The sequence below is a fragment of the Paraburkholderia sp. BL6669N2 genome (assembly GCF_003387275.1).
In the GTDB taxonomy this organism is placed as follows: domain Bacteria; phylum Pseudomonadota; class Gammaproteobacteria; order Burkholderiales; family Burkholderiaceae; genus Paraburkholderia.
The window spans coordinates 1,289,041-1,310,777 of record NZ_QUNA01000001.1; the positions used below are offsets into that span (position 1 = coordinate 1,289,041).

A 21,737-nucleotide genomic window follows, 5' to 3' on the forward strand; every position below is an offset into this window, starting at 1 on the left:
TACCGCCCTATGTGTTCGTCTGGGGCCTTACATTATGCGGGCCGTTATGGCACTGCGAAATTTCTCTGGCCCGGCCCCTTTGTCTGAAGTCGTTCAGGGATGTCGACCCATCGACCAAAACATCCTGCTCCCTCACACGCATCGCCAGATTCGAAGCTCGTACACGGCGTACGGGACGGTATCGCCGCCGACCAGACGCTGCCCGAAGCCAATACCGTCATTCAATACCGACAAAGAGTAACCAAGCCCCTCTATCTCGAGCCGCAAAGACAGCTTCTGAGCACCGATAAGCTGATACTACGACCACAGCAAACCCGAGACGTCGCGCAGCATATCCATTCCGCACTCTGTATGTGCGCTCATATGGCTTGCCATCGGTAGACCCGATTGCCTAGATCCGAAAACACGAAGCGCATACCGTCAACATGTTCGATAACTACATCAGCCTGGAAAAGCCGCTGATTCGCGAGAATGATCGGCGATGCCTTGATCTTCCAGTCGCCGGATTCCGCGAACCGCTTCACGCGCTTCATGGCAACCTCCAGTTGTAGCGTCGATAACGCCTTTTCCGGTCAGTCTCCGACGAGCCGCTTGCATGCTACCAAGCTGCTAGGCCCGCTTTGGCCATACGCCGCGAAGCGGCGACGTTGACCGACATGCCGCAGTTCCTCATGTCCCAATGCTTCGAGGTCACCTGCAACTCTATCGCCAATGGCGACGTCGATTCCCGCGAGCAATTCGAAAACGGCAAAATCTCCTTCGTCGATCTGCACGACAAACATACCGCGCCTCTGATTCACGATAACAACAGTTCCTTCTTGCATACGTTCCCTCCTGTTTAACTTGGAGACTGGTTAGCTAGCCTGCCGTATCTCGTTTCTCGGTCGCGGAGTTCGCCGCCCGAGGCGCGCGCTTTGGCGTAGCCGCCACCAATTCCTTGGCCTTCTCTTCGAGGATTTCAGCGTGGATGACTCGCTCAACGATATCGATAGTAGTATTGAGCGAGTCCGCCGAAGGCTGATGGCCGCGGTGCATGGCAGCCGATCCTGCGTCAAAGGCTGCCTCGATTATTAGTCGCTCCTGCTGGCTCAGTAAGTTGGCTTTCTGCAATTCGTCAAGCCCTTTGGCGAAGTTGCCTTTGTCACCGATTCTCCTGCCAATCGCCTTGTCAATAATCGCTCTCGCGCCCATCATCGCCAGCCTTCGGCTGTCAGCGTGAAGTGCCGCATAAACTTCGTCAAGCAACCCTTGATACGCCGGCGCCTCTTGCCGAACCAGCCAGTCGGGCTTACGTCGCGAAACGCGGGGCAGGAAGTATGTTGGAACGTACGGATCCTGGGGATCATCTTCCGAGCACCAGTCGGTTCGGCTCATGGTAACTTCATGGCAACCACAACATTGCAAAATGCGCCGAGTGGTCCCGACGGATACCGTGTAGCGGCCGTGATCGTAGTCGCGCGACTTGCGGATCTGCTTCACCACGATGTGCTGGGTTTCATGACCGCACTCGTTGCAATGCGACCACACTGGAGTTATCGGCGAGGAGCGGGCCTTGGTCGTCACGATGTATTCCTATTCGTCGTCGACCTTGCCGATCGCAACTCCTTTGATCGAACCATCGTCAACGGTACCAATTCGTAACGACTTCCCCGGACGCGGATGCCGCGGAGGGATGCGTGACGCGATTTCAAGAACGGACTTGCCGCTGATCACGGTACGCTTGATGAAATGTTCCAATGCGTCAAGCAATTTGCGGAATTCGGTCTCATCTGGAGACCAGCCACGATGAGCGGCTGCGTTTCCCGCGTTCGCCACGGTTGCCAGAACGTTCGCCTCCGTTTCTCCAACAAAGCCGCTTTGGATCAAGCCTTCTACCTTCTTCTCAAGTGGCAAACCGGGGTCGATCTTAAGAAACTCTGTCGTTCTATCGAGAGCCGTCCGGAGTCCCACCGCCGCCAAGATGAGTGCGCCCGCTTCTTTCGCATCATATGTTTGGGTCAGAATCGTCGCGAGCTGGGGGTCTATGTTCGACAAATCCCAGATCCAGTCTGGCCGGTTAGTGGTTTGCTCAGGCATCGGATAGGTTGTCACGGTGATCGGGTGATAATATCCCTGAGCACCGTCGACACCTACTCGAATGTCCCAGTCCTCAGAGTCCCAACTGCCGCGCCAGTAGAAAACGGTTTCACAGCCCAAGCACTTCAATAGTCGATGATCGACCTGTCCGTTGGTCGCGTTACGCCCATCCGTCCACTCCCACGGTTCATCAAGCGCACCATGCACGCTGCAGTTCCGTTCCCCCTCGCATCGCGGACAAACGGCCTTGAAAATTTCCATCGATCTTCACCTTGTAGGGTAGGTTCCGCTTTTTCAGCTTGAACGCCCCTTACCGCAGCGGACGCATTCGTGAAAATGAATGCCGCTATCGTTAAGTATGTAGTGGTAGTGGGCTCCCGGCGCCCATTGATGCCGCCCGATAAGACACGCGAGCCGTCTGATCCATCTCTGCAGCATGAGCCCTCCTGCTTTCCTAGTTCACGTTCGTGCTGGTTGGAACCGTCGATCCGGTCCCATTGCATGGCTTACAAGCGACGAAGCCGGCCAAGCCAGGCCACCCTCCAGTTCCGCCACACAAGGCACATTCAGTGCCTGCTTCTGCAAGGCTCTCCGCTTGCTTTAACCTTGCCCGCCATTCGGTTTCGCTAATCTTTGTCACCTGTATTTCCCTCTATACGTTTTCCGTTGTCACTGAGCCTTCGGTCGGGCCTTGCCGGTCCGCGCCATACGTAGAAGCATCGTTCGCGCGATCGACCCGACGCTGCCGCCACCGATGGTAGTCGTTTCTATACATCCAGCGTCCGTGATAATCGTGACAGCGCCATCGACCTCGTGAACCTCTGCGACATATGTTCGGCCATCGACTGTGACTTCAACTTCCATATTGCTTTCCTTGCTCAAACAGGATTACGTCGGCCAGCACTTCGATTCCACAGTGTCGCCGAATGGCCTCGCGAAACTCCTGCCATTCAACCGCACCCGCTGCCTCGTGCGTGCATGCAAACATTGATCCGCGCCGACCATCTGCTCGGCCAACAATACGGCGAAAGGAAGGCAAAAACGATGACGAGAGCGGGAAGCGGTATGCGCCATCCATGCAACGTTTCCCCGCTCACCGCGCGCCACGACTTCGGCTGCTCGGTGGTCTCGCTGATCTGCCGGAAGGGCCGGTCCTGCAGGCTGTCCTCCTCCCCTCCGAGTTCCAAGAACACGTGCCGAAGCAATGCACGCTTGACGTCGTGGTCACGACCGCCGAAGCGCCATGCATTAAAAGTAATGCAATGGAAACGCTCAGAACGACGCCGACCGTCCTGCTTCACCGCATCGCTCGCCAGATCCGCCCGATAAAGCTCCTTGATACTGCTCTTCCCTGTTCCTCAACCGCCAAGCAAACCGATGCTGAATGGCGTTTGATGCCGATCGGATTCGATCATGCTTCTCAGCGCCAAGGCAAAGTGCCGGTGCCCAAAAGCGTCCTGATCGTTCTGTGAAATTTCTCTATCGAGAATCGACGGCATAGCGTCGCGAATGGGCAACCGGTCGTTCATGTCTTATTGAGGGGGCGGGTATTAGATGTATCGCTGGTTGTTCGGCAGGTCACACAGCCCGCCTCGATTCATCTGTGGCAGTCAACACTCCCGAGATTTCCCTCAATTGCCGTCGAGCGATCATGCTGTCGACGGCCTGCTCAAGGACGCTTCTAACCTGACTGCTTGTGTTGCGGATACCAAACCCACGTGACACCGCCTGAACGACCTGCTCCCGCGTGGCGCCAAAGCTCCGCTCAATCAGTTGAAGAGTGGCGACTTCGATCTCCGCCGGCGGTAGCATATCGGCTCGACGAAGGGCAATCGCATTGACCCCCGAACGATCACGAGGCACAGGGACATGGTTCGGCGTCGACAGGAACTCTCCGGAACGCGTAATACGGCCCATCGTTACCGCAACATCAATGGATCGCCCGACCACATCTTCAATCCGGACACCGGCCCGCTTCAAACCCCACGCTTCCCGCATCCGGGTAATGACGTGGTCGCGATGCACGGGCCCCTCCACCTGAACTGCCTGAACCACCAACTCCGTCAACGCGCCCTGTGGCGCTTCGTGCAACTCGCCGGTGAGATGGTGCGGCCGCAGCAAGGTCACTTCTTCGTAGGGTGCGAAACCGGCAGCGTCCTCCTTGTCCGTTACCGTCTCCCGCTCTACATAAGGTGCCTCGATATCCAGTTGCTCGGCGAGCGCAGCATCTTCCCGCAACTCATCGAACTCAGACTTGAGCGCTTCAATGCGACGAATCAGAACGTCCAATTGTTCGATCGGGCGCTGGAACCAGTCAGTGCTCCATATCCGGTGGATGGTCCAGCCGTGCTCCTCCAGGATGGCCTGCCGCAGCCGATCGCGATCCCGGGCCGAGCGGGCACTGTGGTATGCAGCACCATCGCATTCGATACCCAGTAGAAATCGCCCGGGGCGTTCGGCATCGACGACAGCCAGATCGATGAAGAAGCCAGCCAAACCTACTTGTGCTTGGACTTCGTAACCTCTCGCCCGCAATGCGTTGGCCACCTGCTCCTCAAACACGCTGTGATGATCGCGCCCCGTGACCTCCGCCATCGGCAGGCGCCCCGTGCGGGCATACTGGAGAAAAATCCGGAACGCATTGACCCCAGCCCGCTCCGACGCATAGGCCGGATCAATGTCTTCATCCGTCATGGACGCAAACACGTTGCATCGCTGCTTGGCGCGGCTAATCAAAACATTCAGGCGTCGCTCACCGCCTGCCGTACCCAGTGGGCCAAACCGCATCGGCACTCGGCCGTTAGGCACGGATCGGCCATAGCCGACCGAGATAAAGATGACATCGCGCTCATCGCCCTGAACGTTTTCCAGATTCTTGACGAAGAACGGTTCTGAACGATGCGCCTTGAAGAACTCCTCAACGTCCGGTGAAAGCTCGCGGCGCAGAAGTTCGAGTTCGTCAATGATGGCGCGGCGCTGGGCAGCGGAGAAGGCCGCGACTCCCAAGGAGAGCTTCGGATAGGTGCGCGCATGAGCAATGATCGCCTGTGCCACTGCTTTCGCCTCGATCAGGTTATTGCGCTTGTTGCCCGCGTCGAACAAACCTTCGTGGACGTGATGGAATCGCAGGCCCCTACCACCCTGTGCCGTGTAAGGGCTAGGCACGATGTAAAGTTTGTTCTCATAGAACTGAAGATTGCTGACCGCAATCAGTGACTGGTGACGGCTCCGATAGTGCCAGCGCAACATCCGGGCAGGCAGGCCACGAGCTGCGAACAGTCCAAGGATGCTCTCAATATCTGCGACTGCGGTCGCGCCTTCGTCATCCTCGTCTTCGTTGCTCGAGGTCATCTTGGCAAAGAAGGCGGTGGGCGGTAACTGCTTGGGGTCACCAACGACGACAACCTGCCTTGATCGCGCGATTGCACCCAAAGCATCAACGGGCTGAATCTGGCTGGCTTCGTCCATCAGCAGCAAGTCGAACTCCATACTTCCCGGCACGAGAAACTGCGCAACAGATAGCGGGCTCATCATGAAAACTGGCTTGAGCGCTCGTAACGCTGGCCCAGCCCGCTCCACAAGCTTGCGCAACGAAATATGCCCCTTCTTTTTCTGAATTTCGCCCCGGAGTACTCCAAGCGGCCCGAGCGCGCCACCATCGCGAGGTGGAACGTTCTGGTAATGCGCCTGTACCACTTCCGAGCTCGCGGCAATAATCCGCTGCCGATCCAGCGAGGCAAACTCCTGCACAAGACGTCCATGCGTAGCCCCATCGAACCGGGCGAGATCTGGTTGGAGACGAACCATGTACGCATAAGTTGCCTCGAAATAGGCCATCTCAAATGCCGTGGCCAATGCTTCCGGCGCAAGTCGGCCGTCATCCAGGCGAGCAACCAGATCACCGCAACCCTGAGTCCGGGCCCGTGCCGAGCGATCCCGATAGTTCACCCATCGGAAGAGCTGTTCGTGTTCCTCGCTCCAGCGCCGCAGGCGCCAAACAATAACTTCAAGCCGTGCATCCGGAATCGTCCCGCCAATGGACGCTTCCAGGTCCAATTGGAGTTCGTCAGCCAACGCCTTGAGGCTGCTTTGGATAAGCGCTTGGGATTCCGTCAGCACTCTGGCACGAGATACCAAATACTCTCGCTCGCTGATCCGGCCGGCTAGAGCCCGGATATCCGGGTTCTGTGCAATCCAGTCCGCGGCGGATTTGTGCACGGTCCAGTTGGACCGTTCTGCCTGCCACACACTGTCGAAGGCTGCCTGCCCCAAAGTTAAACCTTCGCGCACGGCCTGACGATCGCGTTGACCAGCGGCCAGCGCTTCCAGTAGAGAACGGGTTTTACCGGCGTCAGAGACTGACGCGGAGAATAGCGCGCCGGCGGCTGAATGTGCGCTCGTATATCGCACTGCGAGTTGGAGCAGGGAACTCAAATCAGCACGCTCCACCGCTGCCACGTCGCCGAATACCGGCCCTCGAACCGCCCCCAGGTCTTCCCAGACTTCTCTTAGTCCGTGTTCGATCTGCAGGCAAACGGACGACAGTTGCCTGGCGCGCGCCGCCACTTCCGTTTTTTCCGGGCTGCGCGCGGCGATCAGCCGGGGCTCGGCACCTAACCCCTTCAGAGACCGCATCCACTCGACCAACGCCAACAGCGGTGCTGACTGGGATCTGGCGCCACGCCAATCGTCGCCAAACGCGCTGCGTCCAAAAGCATCTTCGGCGTCGATGATCTTCTTCGCGTCCTGCCCCTTGGCCAAGGTATCCAGCAATCCCAGCACCATGGGTAGGGGCTGATTTGGGGTTGCCAGAACCGATTCGACCAACCGACGGGCTGCACGCCATTCACCGCTTAAATGACGGAAGACGCTTGTGCCGCGTGATGTCAAAGTTGCACGCGCGGGAGCTAAGCTGAGGGACCACGCCATCTCGGTCAACTGCGCCCCAATGGCGATCTTGGCGGCATCGAGGTCGGCCACGGCTTGCGCGAGTTCACCGGCGCGCTCAATCCCATCACTCCATAGGTCCGACGCGAAGGTTTCCGGGCTGGCGGGCGGCGCCGATCCCACACGCTCACCGATGCGCGCCAGCATCTGGAAGTCCTCAAACGAGGACCCTGCCTCCCGCCCCAGTTGACGAGCGAGCGCCGCCGCTTCGCCCAACAAACGGGGAAGTCCTTCGGCTAGCCGGGCGAGGCGCTGGAACTGCTCCTCATTGAAGGTCTCGGGAAGCTCCGTGAAGGCACGGAGCGTGTCGCCCACGTCGATGTCCCATGCATTCCCGACAACTCGGTCAACCAAAGCCTCTCGTTGTGATGCATACCGTTGCCCAAGCTCGAGCAAATGCAGGATGGGATCGGGATTCTGCCAGGCATCATGCCCCATGGCCGACGCGGAGAGAGTGGGTGCCACCGCGATGCGCTGGAGCAGTTCTGCCATCGAAGGAATGTCAGACAGCCGAAGTGGCGGCGCGAGCTCCACAAGCTCCGCTGCAACCGCGAACTGCTGCTGCTCCGCCACGACCCGATGCAGCAACTGCTGAACGCGTGCGACCAGACGCTCGGCATCCATCGGTGAAATCGCAGCCCGCCCCACACCCACCCAGGCATGATCAGCTGGCCGACCAATTTCAATCACACGGCTAGCCAAATCAGCCAGCAAACTCTGGCGCGCCGCGAAACCATCTTTGCCCCACTGCTCCGGGGTCTCCAGTTGAATGTCGTTGGGGCGTTCGCCTTGTTCGCGAAGACGAACCAAATGTCCAATCACTTGGAACGGGGATAACTCCGATTTCGAATCGACGGCGTGCAGATTTCTGGCATGAGCGTTGAGGCTGTCGCGCGCCTCGGTCAGACGTGTGAACAGGCTTCCCGGATCCGCCACCTTAGGAGCGCCCAATTCCCACGTTCGCCGAAGCTCGTCAAGTACCGCGCGCTTGTTGGCTTTGTTACTGTGCAGCTCCAGGCATGCGTCGCCGACGCCTTTATCATCGAGACGGCGTTTCACGACATCCAGTGCAGCCATTTTTTCGGCCACAAAGAGCACACTCTTCCCGTCCTTGACCGCAGCAGCAATGATGTTGGCGATCGTCTGACTTTTACCTGTACCCGGCGGCCCTTGAATGACCAGGTTCTTGCCTCGTCGCACTTCATGGATTGCCAATGCCTGCGAACTGTCGCAATCCAGGATATGAAGCATTTCCGATGGCGGGATTAGCCCATCGATATTGGCGTCCTCATGTGCGAGGTCCTCACCGTCGGCAAAACCATCTGCTAACAGTGAGCGAATCAGCGGACGATCAGCGATCGTAGCACCCTTGGGCCAAACCGCTTGATCCAGGTCCCGGTACATCAAGAACTTCGCGAAGGAGAAAAAACCCACCGACATATGGTCGGGGAGCACTTCCCACGTGTCCTTGGTCTCAACGCTCTTTCGAACCAGCTCCATATAATCGAGTGGCTCAAACGTGTCATTCGCATCAAAAGCTGGCATGCGAAGCGCATGCACTCGATCGAGATAAGCTTCGAGCGACAGGTTCGACGCAAAGTCCTCCTGCCTGACCTTCAGATTGAAGCGTTCGCCCGCGTTGCCGCGATCCAGCTGAACGGGGATCAATAGAAGCGGCGCATACCGGATGTTCTCCGCGTTATTCGGATCGACCCACTTCAGGGCACCGATCGCCAGGAAAAGCACGTTGACGCCCTGCTCTTCCTCCAACGTACGTGCATCCAGATAAAGTTCCAGCAGGCGCTTCTGGAGACCCTTGCTGGTCAAACGTGTTTGCAGACGCGTGTCGGCATGCCGGCGCAAAACACCCCGCTCGTCAATGCTGTTATCTTCGGGCTGCGCCAATTCGTCGATCTCATCGAGTTCGGTCGGCGCCTTGTCCGAAACGTCTTCTACTGAGGCTTCGTCAGCGCCCTCCCGCATCGGATCCCCGGTTTCCGCGGCCCGCCCTGCCAGGAACGTGAAAGTCTTCCCCTCTCGGACCAACAGCCGAAAAATCTCACCCGCTTTCTCATCGATAATCTCGATGGAGCGACCTCCCCGAGCACCTCGGGGCATATTAAGCAGGCGATTGCGCGCTGATAAATCGAGTAACTCGATGCGGGCTCGCTCCAGCTTTTCAACAAGCGGCAAGTTACTCTGAAAAATGGACTGATCTTCACCGGCCGCAGACGCGGCTTGCCCCCGTACTGATTCCATGAATCCCCCGGTCCTTTTTGCCTTCTTGTTATTCGAAGGCCCCTTTTCGACGAAGACTATAACCCTTCTCTGAGAACGAAACGCCAGCGATCACAGAAAAATTATGACGGGGACATCTTGAACCATACGAATAAGCGGGTACGCGTTCACACCGTCTCCGATTCATCCCCTCATACTGATGCTCCGACTGGCATGACGAGTGTGAAGAAAACCCGCAGCGTGCGGCTTTTCTTCACTTGGCCAACTTTCCGCTACTACTGAATTGTCCAAAATTTCCGTCGGTACACGCGTCGTGGACAGCAGGAACTGTTGTACAAGCTTGTGCACGTACAGTCGGTGGTCGGTGTTCGCCACCGTTGGCCAGATCGCTTTAGCCAATTTCATCGCCAAAGCCGCATCGACACCGGAGGCCATGCTTATGCCCTCCGGCATGTACACCGACTGAGGCGTGTCGCGGGCAATCGAGAACTTCAATTCGTGCGCCGGAAGTGCCGCGATCAGTCGCTCCTGATATACGCGCTGGTCCGCCGCATACTTTCTAGGTGTCCACGTATCAAAAGCGATTTGGATTTTGTTTGACATGCTGGTCCCGCTGTCTTCTTGCTTTCCGTTGCTCAAAACGCGAGCAGGGTGCCGTAGCCGAGCGCCAGTGCGCGACGATGCGCCTCCTGCAGCACGTCAGCCACGACCGTGATCGCCTGGTTTCCGGCGGGTGCCGGTAGCCAGGTCTGCTCTTGCCCAAGCTCGCGACCATAGCGCGCGACGAGCATCGCCGGTAGATGCCCCGCAGGTAGGCGAACATAGAGCTCGTGACCTTGGTAGAGGCCGAGCGGCATGGCGCCGGCGATCGGATAGTCGAACGCCGGTGTGTTGACCCAAGCGGTCCGAAACTGCATGCACTGGCTTGCGCCCTCGCCGACCACCCGGGACGATGTTAGCGCGATCCCCCACTCCTCGATATCGGTCAATGCGGCGGAAGTCTGAACGTAGTGGGTTGCCGATTGAGGCGGCCTAGTCATTGGTTTACCTCTTCCTTTCTGTGTGGTGGACCGCCTTATGGGGCGCCCAAGGGTTGCGTTCCGGTCTATCAAAACTTGCGACTGACAAAAAAAGCACCAAAGCCGTTTGCCGCCGCAAGGACGTAGCTAACGCTGCTTGTCTTGAAACCGTATGCCGCAATCAGGGCCTGGAAGACACAGAAGGCGGCAGCAATGATCCAGTTCGAACGAAATGTACGCCTTCGCTCAGCTTCGGCGTGCTCCAACTCGAGCATCTTTTGCTGATGCAGGTTCGCGTCGCGCTGGGTCTTCTCTTCCTCGCGAATACGCGTTGTATCGACGAAACCATGTCGAATGCTCTCGGCGGCGCGAGCAAGGCCAAAAGGATCGTCTCTTTCTTTGCTCGTGGGAGTGCCCGTCGCTTTAGGTGGCAAAACTTCGTCGATCTTGATGTCCGGGACCTGGTCCATGGTTAATTTCCCCGTCGTTTTCCGTTGTGTTGCGCTCAGACGGCGCCGTGGTGTCTATGTAGCCAATTGGAGTTCCGAGACGATTTCTGCGGGAGTGAACCAGCCTTCGTTCAAAACGAAGGACGTAACACGTTCGGTCGCCGCGGAATAGGCGACCAGCGCAAGGCTTTCCTTCGCGCGGCTTGCCGTCACATAGAACAGGCGTTTGGTTGCTTCCACCGTTCTATCCCCTGCAGGCTTCCCCCCGAACAGATCGTCGTACTTGAACATGAAGCCGCGTGCTTCCGAGTCGTCCATGACGACCATTACCCGATCAAATTCCAGACCCTTCACGCCTTGATGGGTGTCAAAATGAGCCCTACCTGAAAGATATTCGGTCATCGGTTCGATTTGAGAAAACGGCGTCCTCAAAAAAGTCTGGATGGCGATGTCCCGTTCCGTTTGGTGATCTTCCCGTTCATCTTCGTCGGATGAGTCGGCCGCGGCCCGTTCAATCGCTCCAGACGCATGTGCCTGAAGCGCATCGGGGATCTCAAGGAGACTGGTCGTCGCGACGTACGTCAAGACGGAGAGCAATGAAGGCTCCACGGTGCCGCTCCAGAGTTCAAGGAGACCGCTGACTGCCTTGCTGACACCCTGGAGCAGGGCCTTGTTGTCTTTCGACTGCCGCAGGGACACGGGGCTCATGAGCGGCGAGCTGGCTTTGACCATGCGGGCAATGGCGAACTGGTCATCTGCGCGCTGGGCACGGATCAGGGGAAGGACTTGCTCCGAGAAAAACCGGAATACTGGCAGCGTGCCCTGAAGAAAACTGGTGCGCCAGCCTTCGTAGTCGTAGAGCGCGGAAAACGCGTCAAGGAACCCCAGGCGCGACGCGGCCATGCGATGCTCAAGGGTGAGCGTCTTCACAGCCTTTGCCTCGTTCCATTGTTCATCGCGGGTGATGGCGGCCATGTGCCTGGCGATGGCGCGTTCTGCTGCAGGCTTGTCTTCCGTGCTACTGGGAAGAATGAAAAGCCTGACATGCCCGTCGGACGTGGATGATGGTGTGATCTGCCGTTGCCCGTCGCTGCGTACCTTGTTAATCAACGTAACAACACGCTTGGGGCACCGGTAGTTCAAGGCTTTCGCCGGCTCTGACCAGTCGTCCGGCAGGCCCTGTCCAAGCCCCTCCTTCCCGTCTGAATAGATCCGCTGCATCATGTCGCCTATCAGGCCGAGCAGGAATCGCCCTTTCAGTTTGGACTGAACGGCAAAGAGTGCATCGACCAGATGCCGATTGGTATCCTGGCTTTCATCAATAAGCAGGATCGGATACCGCCCCGCGAGAATGCTTTGCATGGCCGGTTTCGTGCTGAAAAAATGGGCCGTTAGCTTCAGCACCTCCCCATGATTGAGCGCGTCGCGCCCGCGGTTATCTCCTGTTGGGCTATATGTGAACGATTTGATGTTGGGCAGGTTCTGCAACCGCCGCGTCTTCGATTCGATCCTGCTCAGGCGGCTCGCGGAAGCCTTCGTCCCTTTGCGCCCCTTGGCTTCTTCAGCTCTAAGCTTCGCAATGTCCTCTGCGAGATCCAACCGCAACCATTCCCGGATATCGTGGTTCAACCCCTCGATGAGCGACCAGGCGAAGCTATGTATGGTTCGAACGTCAATCAAGGGATCGAACTGGAGTCGTCTCTTGATCTCGTCGCTTGCGGCATTGGTAAAGGTGATGACGGCGACCCGCTGGCCCTTGACGCGGAGTCGGTCTGCCATCGTCCTTTGAACGTGCTGAAGCGCCGTGACAAGCGATCGCGTCTTGCCGGAGCCGGCGCCAGCGAAGAGGAAAAAGCTTTTCGGTGTATCGAGATTGAGGCAGGCCGCGATTTCAATGTCGACGTGAGCATCGTCTGGCTCTGCCGGTTGGAGGGCGGCCGTCATGCGGCCACCTCGTCGCCTATGGGCTCTTCAGGCGTGGACTCTACCGGCATCAAAACAGCAGACGGCCCCTTGCCGAGGACCTCGTCCTCCTTTCTCTTTAATTGGGCGGCGAGCCATAGCAACCCTTTGCTGATATATGTGGGGACGCTCATCGTGTCGATCTCGCTACTATAGAGAAGCTCCATTGCGAATTCAGCCTTGCCACCTTTCCCGAGGTCAATCGCGAATTTGCCGGCGAGGTCGGCAGCATCGACTGCGTCATCAATCGACTTCCGAAGGCGACCCATCAGGCCGGTGCCGCTCATCGTCTTGAATGTCTCAAGGTTTTCGTAGACCAGCGCGTCCTCAAAGGTGTTTGCGAGCAGCTCCACCGGATCGGTTGTCTTGAACTTGGCCCTTATGGGTTGCTGATAGGCCACGCGGACGCCGTACCCACTGCTGTCCGAAAGAGCGAGATCCTCCTCCTTTGTGTCGAGCAAGGTATCCAGCGACTCACTCTTCGGAACCCACGTTTTCAGCGTCTCATTGCGCGCTTTCAGACCGGTGCCACGAGCCGGCGGAACTGAACTGCCCGTAGCGTTCTTGGCGTCGATGTCGGTGATGATCAGCGTGTTCAGGCCGAGATGTTCAATCAGCGACTTCAACCGATGAGCGTGGCTCCCGCCGATCTCAAGCCACGTCACGTAACAACGGCCGAGGAACTCATACTCGCTCCGGGAACGCACGAAGTGCGGAACGAGAATACGTTCGGCCGGTCCCTCGACAAGGATCACTCCGTCGGCGAAAAAGAGGTCGCAGTGCGTCGCCTTCAGGTACCGTTTGACGAATCGGGCAGTATCGTCCTCGGTGCCAAACGTCCCGGACAGGTTCACAACGCATGAGACGGGCACGGAGCCGTCCACCGTCTTCACCGGGAGTCGTCTGAAATACCGCAGCGACGTAAACTCGGCCTCGTGTGCAAGATGGCTGGAATGTGTACTCACTACCAGTTGAGTACACAGGTCCTTTGAGGCCTTGAGCTTGTCGTGTTTGCGCAGGACCTCATACGCCTGCCTGATGAAGACCTGTTGAACCTGCGCATGAAGATGCGCCTCCGGTTCTTCGATCAGCACGAGATGAAGCGGCGGGATCAGCTCATCGCCATCCCCGGTCACTTTCCCGGCCTTGCCGATGCGCATCCATTTGTCACGAAAGCTCATCAGCGCGAAAATCATCGAAACGAGGTTCTGGTAACCGAGTCCGTTCGAATCTTCTGGAAGCTGATGGATCTGGCCGGTCGGGGTGCTTTGATGCGTGGGCACGACGTACTGAACAGCCGATGCGTGATTCAAGCCGTCGATGGGCTTGATGTTCGTGGTAATCGTGAGCTTCGGGTCTGTCACACCGGGATAGCCGATGTCCTCCAGTTCCCGGAGTGCATCGGCAAAGCACACTGCCAGGCGCTTGCCGAATGCGGTCTGCGCTCCGTGAAGAGCTTGCAAGGCCTCCAGATCCTTCGGCTCGGGTTGATCGAAAGGGTCCAGGTGCTGGGCGTAGTAGTGACGAAGCTGACTGGATAGTTTTTTCCCACCGCGCGCGCCACTTTCATCTTGATTATCCTCACCCCGTGTCGTTGCCGGCGCAAATCCAAACCCGCGCTGCGCGCTGATCTCATCGATCCGGATAATCTTCTTAAGTGGATCTCCTTCCACAGGCTCGCTATCGGCGGGAAGAGCCTGCGGCGCGGCGATACCATCCTTCGGCAGAACCAGCTTGGCCGGGTCAAGGAGGTACGCGCGTACTTCGAACATCGAACGAAGTTTGACGGACAGGAAGTCCATCAAGGACCGGGGCCAGAGAGCGAACCCATCCGCTCCATTAGAAGCTGCTGCTGACGGTGCTGCCTCCGCCGCATTAGCGCTCATGACAGCCGCCGCTGCGAGTTTCGCTGCCAGATATGCGGCCCTGAAGGCCTGCTCGTCCTTGGGTTCGTAGCGCAGACGCACGCCGATGGGCGCGCCGGCCCAGTCGAGCGTCGGCAGGATCTTCTGAACGTAGTGAAGTTCCGTCTCCGACACATCGAGCCAAACGTCGAGGTGCGGAAGTACTGCGTTCCAGTCGAATGGCTGGTCCGCCTCTTCGGCTTCCGAAGCCTCCCATTGTTGCCCGAGCGCGTCGAGCTTGGCCCAATTTGACAGCGTGAAATCATTGATCGAAAAATCAATGCGTCCCACGAGGAAATGGCGAAGCGCGACCATCGCGGACGTCTTTCCACTGTTGTTGGCGCCGACGAAGACAGTCGTCTTCTCCGCAAGATCGACCCTCACCTTCTGCAACTTGCGGAAGTTCCCGATCTCGACGAGCTTGATGTTCATGCTGTTTCCCCGTAGGTCTCTATCCCGCCACGACCTGAGTCTTAAGATTCGAAATCGCCGGACTGCATTGATACATGGCAGCCAGATGAATTCCAACGAATCCGTCTCAGGATGCTCACGGTTTCCTGCACATCCGCCGCGATACTGGAGCGAAGTATTGGCCCTGTGACGAAGTTGCTAGGCACGACCTTAGAATCCGGTCAACCGACGCAGCCGCAAGCGTGTCCAAGGCGGATTATTGTAACCAAGAGTAACGGCGACAGTCACTTTAGTTTTAGCTTGGGTGGCGAATCTTCACGCCGCCTCACGACACCTCATTCCCGTTCTGACGCGTGTCCATTGAGGGCTGAAACGATGGGGGGATAATCAAAGCTGAACAAGAAGCAGGAGGATATGCGCCATGGATCAGGTAATGCGGATGAAGGATGTCGTGAAAAAGATCGGCCTTTGCCGTGCGACCATCTATGCAATGATCGGGCGAGGCGAATTCCCGCGGCCCATCCGCATTGGAGAACGTGCAACAGGTTGGCGCGAATCAGAGCTGGAAGCCTGGCTCGCGAACCGCACCGCCGCGCGAGAGCGTTCGGCGCCAACGCTCTCATCGGACCGCTGATTCCGCGCGTAACATCACGAGCCCGCGGCCAGCATCGTGCCCCTGCATCCCGCCGCGCCGCATCTGCAGACATAGCTCAGTCGGGCCTCTTCGTCTGCAGGTTCGTCGACGACCAACTGGTAGTCCAGAAAGAGTTCGTCGCCGGGTGCGACCGCCGTCGACGCATGAATAAATACGCGGTCCTCAATCTCCAACGCCTCGCAATTGGCGTTGCACGAGTGATTCAACCAGCGCGCGCTGTTTCCCCGACGCCCGCCGTCGATCACGCGCCCATCGGACAGACCAAAGAAATACGTGTGGCCAGTTGTGCCCGTGCTTTCATGCTGTCTGATGGCTGCCGTCCACTCGATCGTCTCGCCCTTGTATTCGAAAATCCGTTCTCCGGCTTCGAGTTCCCGTAACGCAAACACGCCCCGCCCATGCACGGGCGAGCGTCGAACCGCCACACGTCGCTGCATAACCTGTCTGTTCTGTTTCTTCATGGCGGGAGTATAGGGGAGTCAAATTGCAACCTACGTGTACTTCTTGAAGTACTTCGCCATGTTCCATACTGCCATGACGATCATGATCGACACCGGCCAGAACAGCAGCCAGACTGGTATGGGTACGGGCGCGACGAGCCAGATCATCGCAGTCAACGGAACCACGCCGAACGTCAGGAAGCGCGTCGCGTGATGGTAACGGGTCGCCGACTCGTGGCCGCCCTGCGCGCGCCTCACGTGTCGCGCCACCAGACCGTCGGCCACAGCAACAACAATCGCGAGCACGAACTGCGGAACGGTCATCGAGAGCATGGCGATGCGAACGCCGAAGAGCTCGACACCGACCATCGCCACCACGAGCGACTCGCGTGTCGCCCCCGTAAACGCCGGTCGCAGGTACGATTCCAAGCCATGTGACGGCAGAACGCCCGCCCCCCATGCCCGCGCCGACGCATCGATGCCGGTCCAGCCGAACCAGCTCCAGTACGCGACGTCGGCCGCCCGCGCCGCCAACCCGGGATCGGTCGTCTCGTTCAGGTAAAAGTGCAGGAGCTCCTGCATCCCGCCGACCGGATCGGCGCGCCACAGGTAGTGCGCAACTGCGAGATCGGCCAGCACCGCAAGGATGCTAGCCAGCAGCAGCCAGAGGGCAATCTGGATCGCCAGGTCAACAATCCAGAAAAAGGACTTCACACCATCGGCATTGCCGTCCCGTGTTTTCGTGACCATGCCCGCCTCAATCGTCAGAACCCGGCGCCCTTGCCCTCCACGGCCCAGGGACCGGTGGTGGACGCCGGTGACCCGGCAGACGCATCGACCGGCATGAAGCTGCCCACCGTGCCGCCAATGGCATCGGGCGATACGCCGCCCGCCTCGTCGAATGGCGACACGGCGTGGACGTAGGACGCATAGCGGGACCTCATGTCGGCCACTACCTCATCGAGCCCCGGCAGCCTGACCGGGTCCTGCGCGTCGAGCAATGGCAGCCGCACTTTCACAAGCTGGCCGCCCTCGACGAGCGCGAACGCTTGGCCCTTCGGCAGTTGCGTCAGATCGGACGCCTGCAGCATCGGCACCTGTCGCACCGCGATCTGGTCGTGCGTCTGCGCGGTGAAATGTATGCCCTCGCCGCGCCGCACCGCGTCCGTCGCCGACGACGCGAGCGTGAGCGACTTCACATCGACCATCGGAAGCTGGTCCGTCAGGATCTTCGCGGTGGTGACGTACTTCACGCGCAGCATCACAAGCGTGTTGAAATTTCCGAAGATCTGTTCTGCCTTCGCCCGTGAGCCGATTCTGGCTTCAAGATCGGCGCTTGTCTGCGTGTATGCGGTGACCTGATAACCGGCACCGCCCGCCTTGTTGACCATCGGCACGAACTCATCGCCGACCAGTTCGTTGAATTCGTCGGCGTGGATCGACACGCGCCGTCGGCCGCCGGCCGTGCTCTGTCCGTAGCTGTGCCCGTACTTGTAGATGCGGCCCGCGGTCGACGTCAGATCCGCGAACATGGCGTTGCCGACCACGCCCGCGACCTCGAAGTCGGACAGCGCGTCGAGCCCGACATACACAATGCCACCGCGGTCCATCACGCGGTTCCAGTCAAACACGGGGCGCGGATCATGGGGGTCGTCATAGTCAGGCGACAACAGCTCCGATGTCCGGCCCGTGGTGAGCTTTTCCAGGAGTGGATAGAGCGACGACACGAGCTTGTCGAAATACGAGCGCTCGTTGCTGATCACCGACAGCAGCCCATTGGCGATCGGATCGGTCCAGCCCTGCTGCCGGATCAGGTTCGCGACCTGCAAGACTTCCTGGTTGCGTTGCAGACGCATCGCCTGCTTCGCCTCTTCCTTGTCCAGCGCCTCCAGCCCCTCCTCCCAACGCGGATGGTTGCGATCGAGCCAGAAGCGGAAGTACCGTAACGCGAGCCCATCGATGTTCACCGCGTTCTGGTAGATCATCTCGTAGGTCGGACGGATGCCGAGCGCACTCATGGCGCGGGCCATCACGTTCACGAAGCGCCAGACGAAGTCGCGAAATGCAGCGGACTGGCCCTCCTTCGGCAGATTGCCGGCAATGCGTGTCGCCACCTCCGTGATGCGCGAGTAGGTGCCAATCGGGCTGTAGCGCGCTGATTTGTCGGGATAGCCCAGATGGAAGAACGTGAACTCGCTTTCCCGCCCGCAGCGTTTCGCCTCGGCGTACATGCGCAGCAGCAGATCGACGTCGCCCTTCGGATCGAACACGATCACGATGTCACCGCGCCGAATGTCCTGCGCAACCAACGCCTCGCACAGCCGCGTCTTGCCCACGCGCGTCGTGCCAAGCACTGCCATGTGCCCGACACGCTCGCTAATGTCGAACCAGATGTCCCGCTCATCCGGTTCGACACCATGCAGCGCGGGGTCTCCTCCAACGGGCGGCAACGGCGCCACCGGATTCCACCATGCCTCACGACGGGTCACATGCGCGATCCGGCTATCGGGATACCGACGCTCATAGTCGCGCGCCCGGTCGTACAGGTCATTGCGGCCAAGCAGCCGGCGGTTTTCGGGAAAACGGGACTGGTAAAGCCGCTGCGTATGAATGACGCTCCAGCGAAAGCCCCGCCCGAGAAACACCTCGTTCGCCGAGCCCGGAATCCCGGCCGCGGGAATGACATATTGAGGCAGGCGCCGCAGGTTGCGCTGGAAGCGCATCAACCGCCCTGCCTGTCGCCCGCGAACGCAGGCCAGGGACAGGAGCGCGAGCGTCGTGACGGCGCCGGTGGCGGGCGTGATGAGGAAGAGCGCCCGGTGGGACCAGAGGATGCCGGTTGCAGCGAGCGCAGCCACGGAGGACAGCAGTTCAACGGGCCTGCGAAAGAGGTTCTCGACCGGATAGGCCATCGCCGTTTCCCCGATGCCCCGATCACGCTTCAGATGACTGAGGTGAATCCGCGTCTTCCGCTACGCCCGCTTTCTGCTTCGACTGGATCATCGCGTTCGCCGACGGCACGGGATTGAAAAACCGCTCGGGCTCGGGAACCAGCATCACGGATAGCTGCCGGCCGCCGGCACCCTTGATGGTGTAGTGGAGCAGATAGGACCGGCCCACGCCGCCGGCATCGGCTGTCACGGGGTAGCCGGACTTCTGGAAATCGCGCTGAACCTGCTTCCACGGCTCCGGGGTACGGCCATCGTCGGTCGCGGCCTGCTCGATCGCATCAGGATGCGCCTGGGCAAAATCCCGGAAGATCGCGGGCGTGACAAGCAGCATGCCCTCCGGCACAAAATGCACACGTGCCATTGCTTCGTTGTAGGGCAACGCGCCGGTCGCGATACCCTCCTGCACCCAGGCCATGAACCGTTCGGCATTGGGCCGCGGCTGCCGGGCACCCGCGCGGGCGGCAATGGATCTTGATGGAACCCGCGCCTTCTCGCGCGGGCGAACCGGCGCACTGACCTGATCCGGTATGGGTACTTCGTCGCTGCCTCTGCGGTGTGCAATGACCGCTTCGTCATCGGGCACGGCGGCGCTCTCGGCGTCGGGCAGATACGCCGTCGCACCCTCGTTCATGGACGGCGCACCGGCATCAGAAGCGGAGCGCACCTGCGGCCCTGGCGAGTCATTGGCCGATCTGCGGTGATCGCGTCGATCCGGATTCTCGCGCGCGATCGATGCCGCGGCGTCCGGTGCGCAGACGCCTTGATCGAGTTTCGTCGTCACTGGATCGGCGGCTGGGGATGACGCTTGCCCGGCAGGCTCTGCTGTAGGGGTCGTTGCACCGCCATCAGCGATGTCGGCTGATTCAGAAGTGGGGTTCGGCTCGGCGCTCACTTCAACGACTTCAACAGAACCCGCAGGCAAGGCACGTGGATAGCGAGCGGGATCGGCGTAAAGGTGATCGAGCGGAAAACGCAGCACGGTGAAAGTCTGCCTCCAGGCACCGATCGTCACCATGATCGTCCAGATGGCGCCACCCTCGGGCGTGGGCACCAGCGCACCGTATTCCTGCCACGTGTCAAAGAGCCGGTTGTTGTCCGCCGGAATGCCGGCGGCGCCGCTGCGTTGTTCTTCATGCGCAGCGACGTAAGTGCGGACAGCCTCGGCGAGTGTTCTGGCCACGCACCACAGCGATTCGCCGTCGCTATAGCCGGTCGCGCCTGCGCGGTTGAGCGGCAGCCCGCCTTCTGCCAGAAGCCGTCGCAGTCCCTCCATCAATCGCTCGATCAGCGGCACCGCACGCGCCGTCGCGAACCGCGTGCGCGGACCGGCAAGCAGGTCTTCCGCGACCGACCGGCGATCCGCGTCGCCAACGATCTTTGCGAGCGCACTGTCTTTCGATCTGGCCTCTCCGGACAGGTATGCCGCCAGTTCCTGCAGCACTGGCGGATACTGGGCCAGCCAGCTCAACGACGCTGCCGGCACGAGACGCTGCAGCAAGACGATGGCAAGACGCGAATGGGCACCGTAATCGCGGTCCCCAGGCGCCGGAAAATCGACGCGGTACCACTCGCCACCCTGCTCGTTCATGCTGCCGGCCATCGGCACCCAGGCACGAACGTCATGCCCGGCGGCCAGTTCGACTTTCAGGTCCGCGAGCGGCTTGCCGATGTCGTGCAGCAGCGCGCCAACCAGCACCGCATAGCTGCACCGCGCGCCATGCTGCATCTGGTCTTCGGGGCTCGCGCCGAGCGGCAGCCGGTAACCCTCACGAAAATGCAGCGCATAGCGCGCCACCTCGAGCAGGTGGATGAGCAGCCCGCCCGGTTGCGCGTGATGATGCGACTCCGACGCCGGCAGAAGCTGCACGAACTCCGTGAGCCGCTGCAGCAAAGGTTCGAGGTCGCGCTGCTCGCTCTCGGGCGACAGACCCAGACTGCTGGCAATACGGCGGACCATTGCCTCGACGCCCGTTCGCTGGACCAGCTCGCGAAATCCCAGTACCGGCAGATACTGCGGCAAAGGCGGCACGCTGCGCCTGACAGGCGGCGCGGGCGGCACTGATGACGACACCGGCGGCTGCACCGGCAGTGTCGCCAGCTCCATCGACGATCGTGGCAACTTCAACCAGTCAAGCGCATTGGCTAAAGCCATGTGAGGTTTCCAGAAGAACGGGAGGGGGGATGACCTCGGCGCGCGATCGAAAATGCGTCGCACGGTTCAACGGTACGCACTGGCCCGCACTGCCTGCCGCAAATGGCTGCACGACAACGTGCCGCGTCGCGCAGACACGCCGCCGGGCGGTGAGCCTATTTCTGGGGCCGCCCACCAGTCCTTTCTCGGCCTTGTGCGGCAAGGGCCGCAGCGTTTTTCTCCGTTGCTGCACAACCCTTTTTTGCCCTTGGCCGTTTGCGCCTTTGAGCGGGTGATGCGAATCCTCCCAGCATCATCCGCGGCCTTTGGATTGGGCCCTTCCCTTTTACAACAACCTTTGTTCCCCTTGCCTTTGCGGCCTTGTCTGGATCACTTTGTCCCGCACTGGACAGCACGTGTGCTGTCGGCTCCGTTCGCTGGCCCAGTCAGAAATGACGGCGCGAGACGGATCGCTACGGTGCAGGCATCCCCGCACTGACCGCACCGGCCCGGCCTACAGTGAAACCGTCAGTCCTTCCCCCTGGACTGACGCG

Annotated in this window: 16 protein-coding genes; 2 read left to right on the forward strand and 14 right to left on the reverse strand. The window is 59.7% G+C overall.

All coding sequences use genetic code 11. From position 1 onward, the window contains the following. Window positions 1–359: 359 nt before the first annotated feature. From B0G80_RS45700 to B0G80_RS05820, 4 genes are all read right to left on the reverse strand, one after another. Window positions 360–533 (reverse strand): hypothetical protein, encoded by a 174-nt coding sequence (locus B0G80_RS45700; protein ID WP_181919910.1) that lies wholly within the window; start codon window positions 531–533, stop codon window positions 360–362. Window positions 534–572: 39 nt separating this feature from the next. Continuing rightward, a complete protein-coding gene (locus B0G80_RS05810) occupies window positions 573–782 on the reverse strand; it encodes a hypothetical protein (protein ID WP_258878817.1) in 210 nt (69 codons plus the stop codon). 76 nt (window positions 783–858) lie between these two features. After that, entirely contained in the window at window positions 859–1,563 is a 705-nt protein-coding gene (locus tag B0G80_RS46645; RefSeq protein WP_258878818.1) for a DUF4145 domain-containing protein, read from the reverse strand. Between the two features lie 9 nt (window positions 1,564–1,572). Next, window positions 1,573–2,337 carry a DUF4145 domain-containing protein gene (locus B0G80_RS05820; RefSeq protein WP_116117333.1) on the reverse strand — a complete coding sequence of 255 codons (765 nt, stop codon included), beginning with the start codon at window positions 2,335–2,337 and terminating at the stop codon, window positions 1,573–1,575. Between the two features lie 815 nt (window positions 2,338–3,152). Between B0G80_RS05820 and B0G80_RS47955 the strand changes: the two genes are divergently transcribed. Further along, window positions 3,153–3,548, forward strand: a complete 396-nt coding sequence (locus tag B0G80_RS47955) for a hypothetical protein (RefSeq protein WP_408967694.1) — start codon at window positions 3,153–3,155, stop codon at window positions 3,546–3,548. Window positions 3,549–3,654: 106 nt separating this feature from the next. Here the strand turns inward: B0G80_RS47955 and B0G80_RS05840 are convergent, their stop codons facing one another. From B0G80_RS05840 to B0G80_RS05865, 6 genes are all read right to left on the reverse strand, one after another. Then, complete coding sequence (locus B0G80_RS05840; RefSeq protein ID WP_116117336.1) at window positions 3,655–9,282, reverse strand: DUF3320 domain-containing protein; 5,628 nt, start codon at window positions 9,280–9,282, stop codon at window positions 3,655–3,657. Between the two features lie 162 nt (window positions 9,283–9,444). After that, a complete protein-coding gene (locus tag B0G80_RS05845) occupies window positions 9,445–9,864 on the reverse strand; it encodes a hypothetical protein (protein WP_116117337.1) in 420 nt (139 codons plus the stop codon). A 32-nt stretch (window positions 9,865–9,896) separates the two neighbouring features. Continuing rightward, a complete protein-coding gene (locus B0G80_RS05850; RefSeq protein WP_147309833.1) occupies window positions 9,897–10,250 on the reverse strand; it encodes a hypothetical protein in 354 nt (117 codons plus the stop codon). Between the two features lie 119 nt (window positions 10,251–10,369). Continuing rightward, window positions 10,370–10,750: a hypothetical protein gene (locus tag B0G80_RS05855; protein ID WP_116117339.1), complete on the reverse strand. Its 381-nt coding sequence runs from the start codon at window positions 10,748–10,750 to the stop codon at window positions 10,370–10,372. Between the two features lie 54 nt (window positions 10,751–10,804). Beyond that, a complete protein-coding gene (locus B0G80_RS05860; protein ID WP_116117340.1) occupies window positions 10,805–12,673 on the reverse strand; it encodes a UvrD-helicase domain-containing protein in 1,869 nt (622 codons plus the stop codon). Next, on the reverse strand, window positions 12,670–15,027 hold the full coding sequence (locus tag B0G80_RS05865) for an AAA family ATPase (RefSeq protein WP_116117341.1): 2,358 nt from the start codon (window positions 15,025–15,027) through the stop codon (window positions 12,670–12,672). The genes B0G80_RS05860 and B0G80_RS05865 overlap by 4 nt, the downstream gene beginning before the upstream one ends. A 418-nt stretch (window positions 15,028–15,445) precedes the next feature. On the opposite strand from B0G80_RS05865, the gene B0G80_RS05870 reads away from it, so the two are divergent. Further along, on the forward strand, window positions 15,446–15,640 hold the full coding sequence (locus tag B0G80_RS05870; RefSeq protein WP_258878949.1) for an AlpA family transcriptional regulator: 195 nt from the start codon (window positions 15,446–15,448) through the stop codon (window positions 15,638–15,640). Window positions 15,641–15,654: 14 nt separating this feature from the next. Here B0G80_RS05870 and B0G80_RS05875 read toward each other — a convergent pair whose 3' ends face one another. Genes B0G80_RS05875 through mobH form a run of 4 tightly spaced genes read right to left on the reverse strand, consistent with a single transcriptional unit; the run spans window position 15,655 to window position 21,204 of the window. Further along, window positions 15,655–16,098 (reverse strand): SET domain-containing protein, encoded by a 444-nt coding sequence (locus B0G80_RS05875; RefSeq protein ID WP_116117343.1) that lies wholly within the window; start codon window positions 16,096–16,098, stop codon window positions 15,655–15,657. Between the two features lie 54 nt (window positions 16,099–16,152). Continuing rightward, the gene (locus B0G80_RS05880; RefSeq protein ID WP_116117344.1) at window positions 16,153–16,851 is read right to left on the reverse strand and encodes a DUF4400 domain-containing protein; all 699 of its coding nucleotides are present in this window, start codon (window positions 16,849–16,851) and stop codon (window positions 16,153–16,155) included. A gap of 14 nt (window positions 16,852–16,865) precedes the next feature. Continuing rightward, the gene (gene traD, locus B0G80_RS05885) at window positions 16,866–19,013 is read right to left on the reverse strand and encodes a type IV conjugative transfer system coupling protein TraD (protein WP_116117345.1); all 2,148 of its coding nucleotides are present in this window, start codon (window positions 19,011–19,013) and stop codon (window positions 16,866–16,868) included. 22 nt (window positions 19,014–19,035) lie between these two features. After that, window positions 19,036–21,204: a MobH family relaxase gene (mobH, locus tag B0G80_RS05890; protein WP_116117346.1), complete on the reverse strand. Its 2,169-nt coding sequence runs from the start codon at window positions 21,202–21,204 to the stop codon at window positions 19,036–19,038. Window positions 21,205–21,737: the final 533 nt, after the last annotated feature.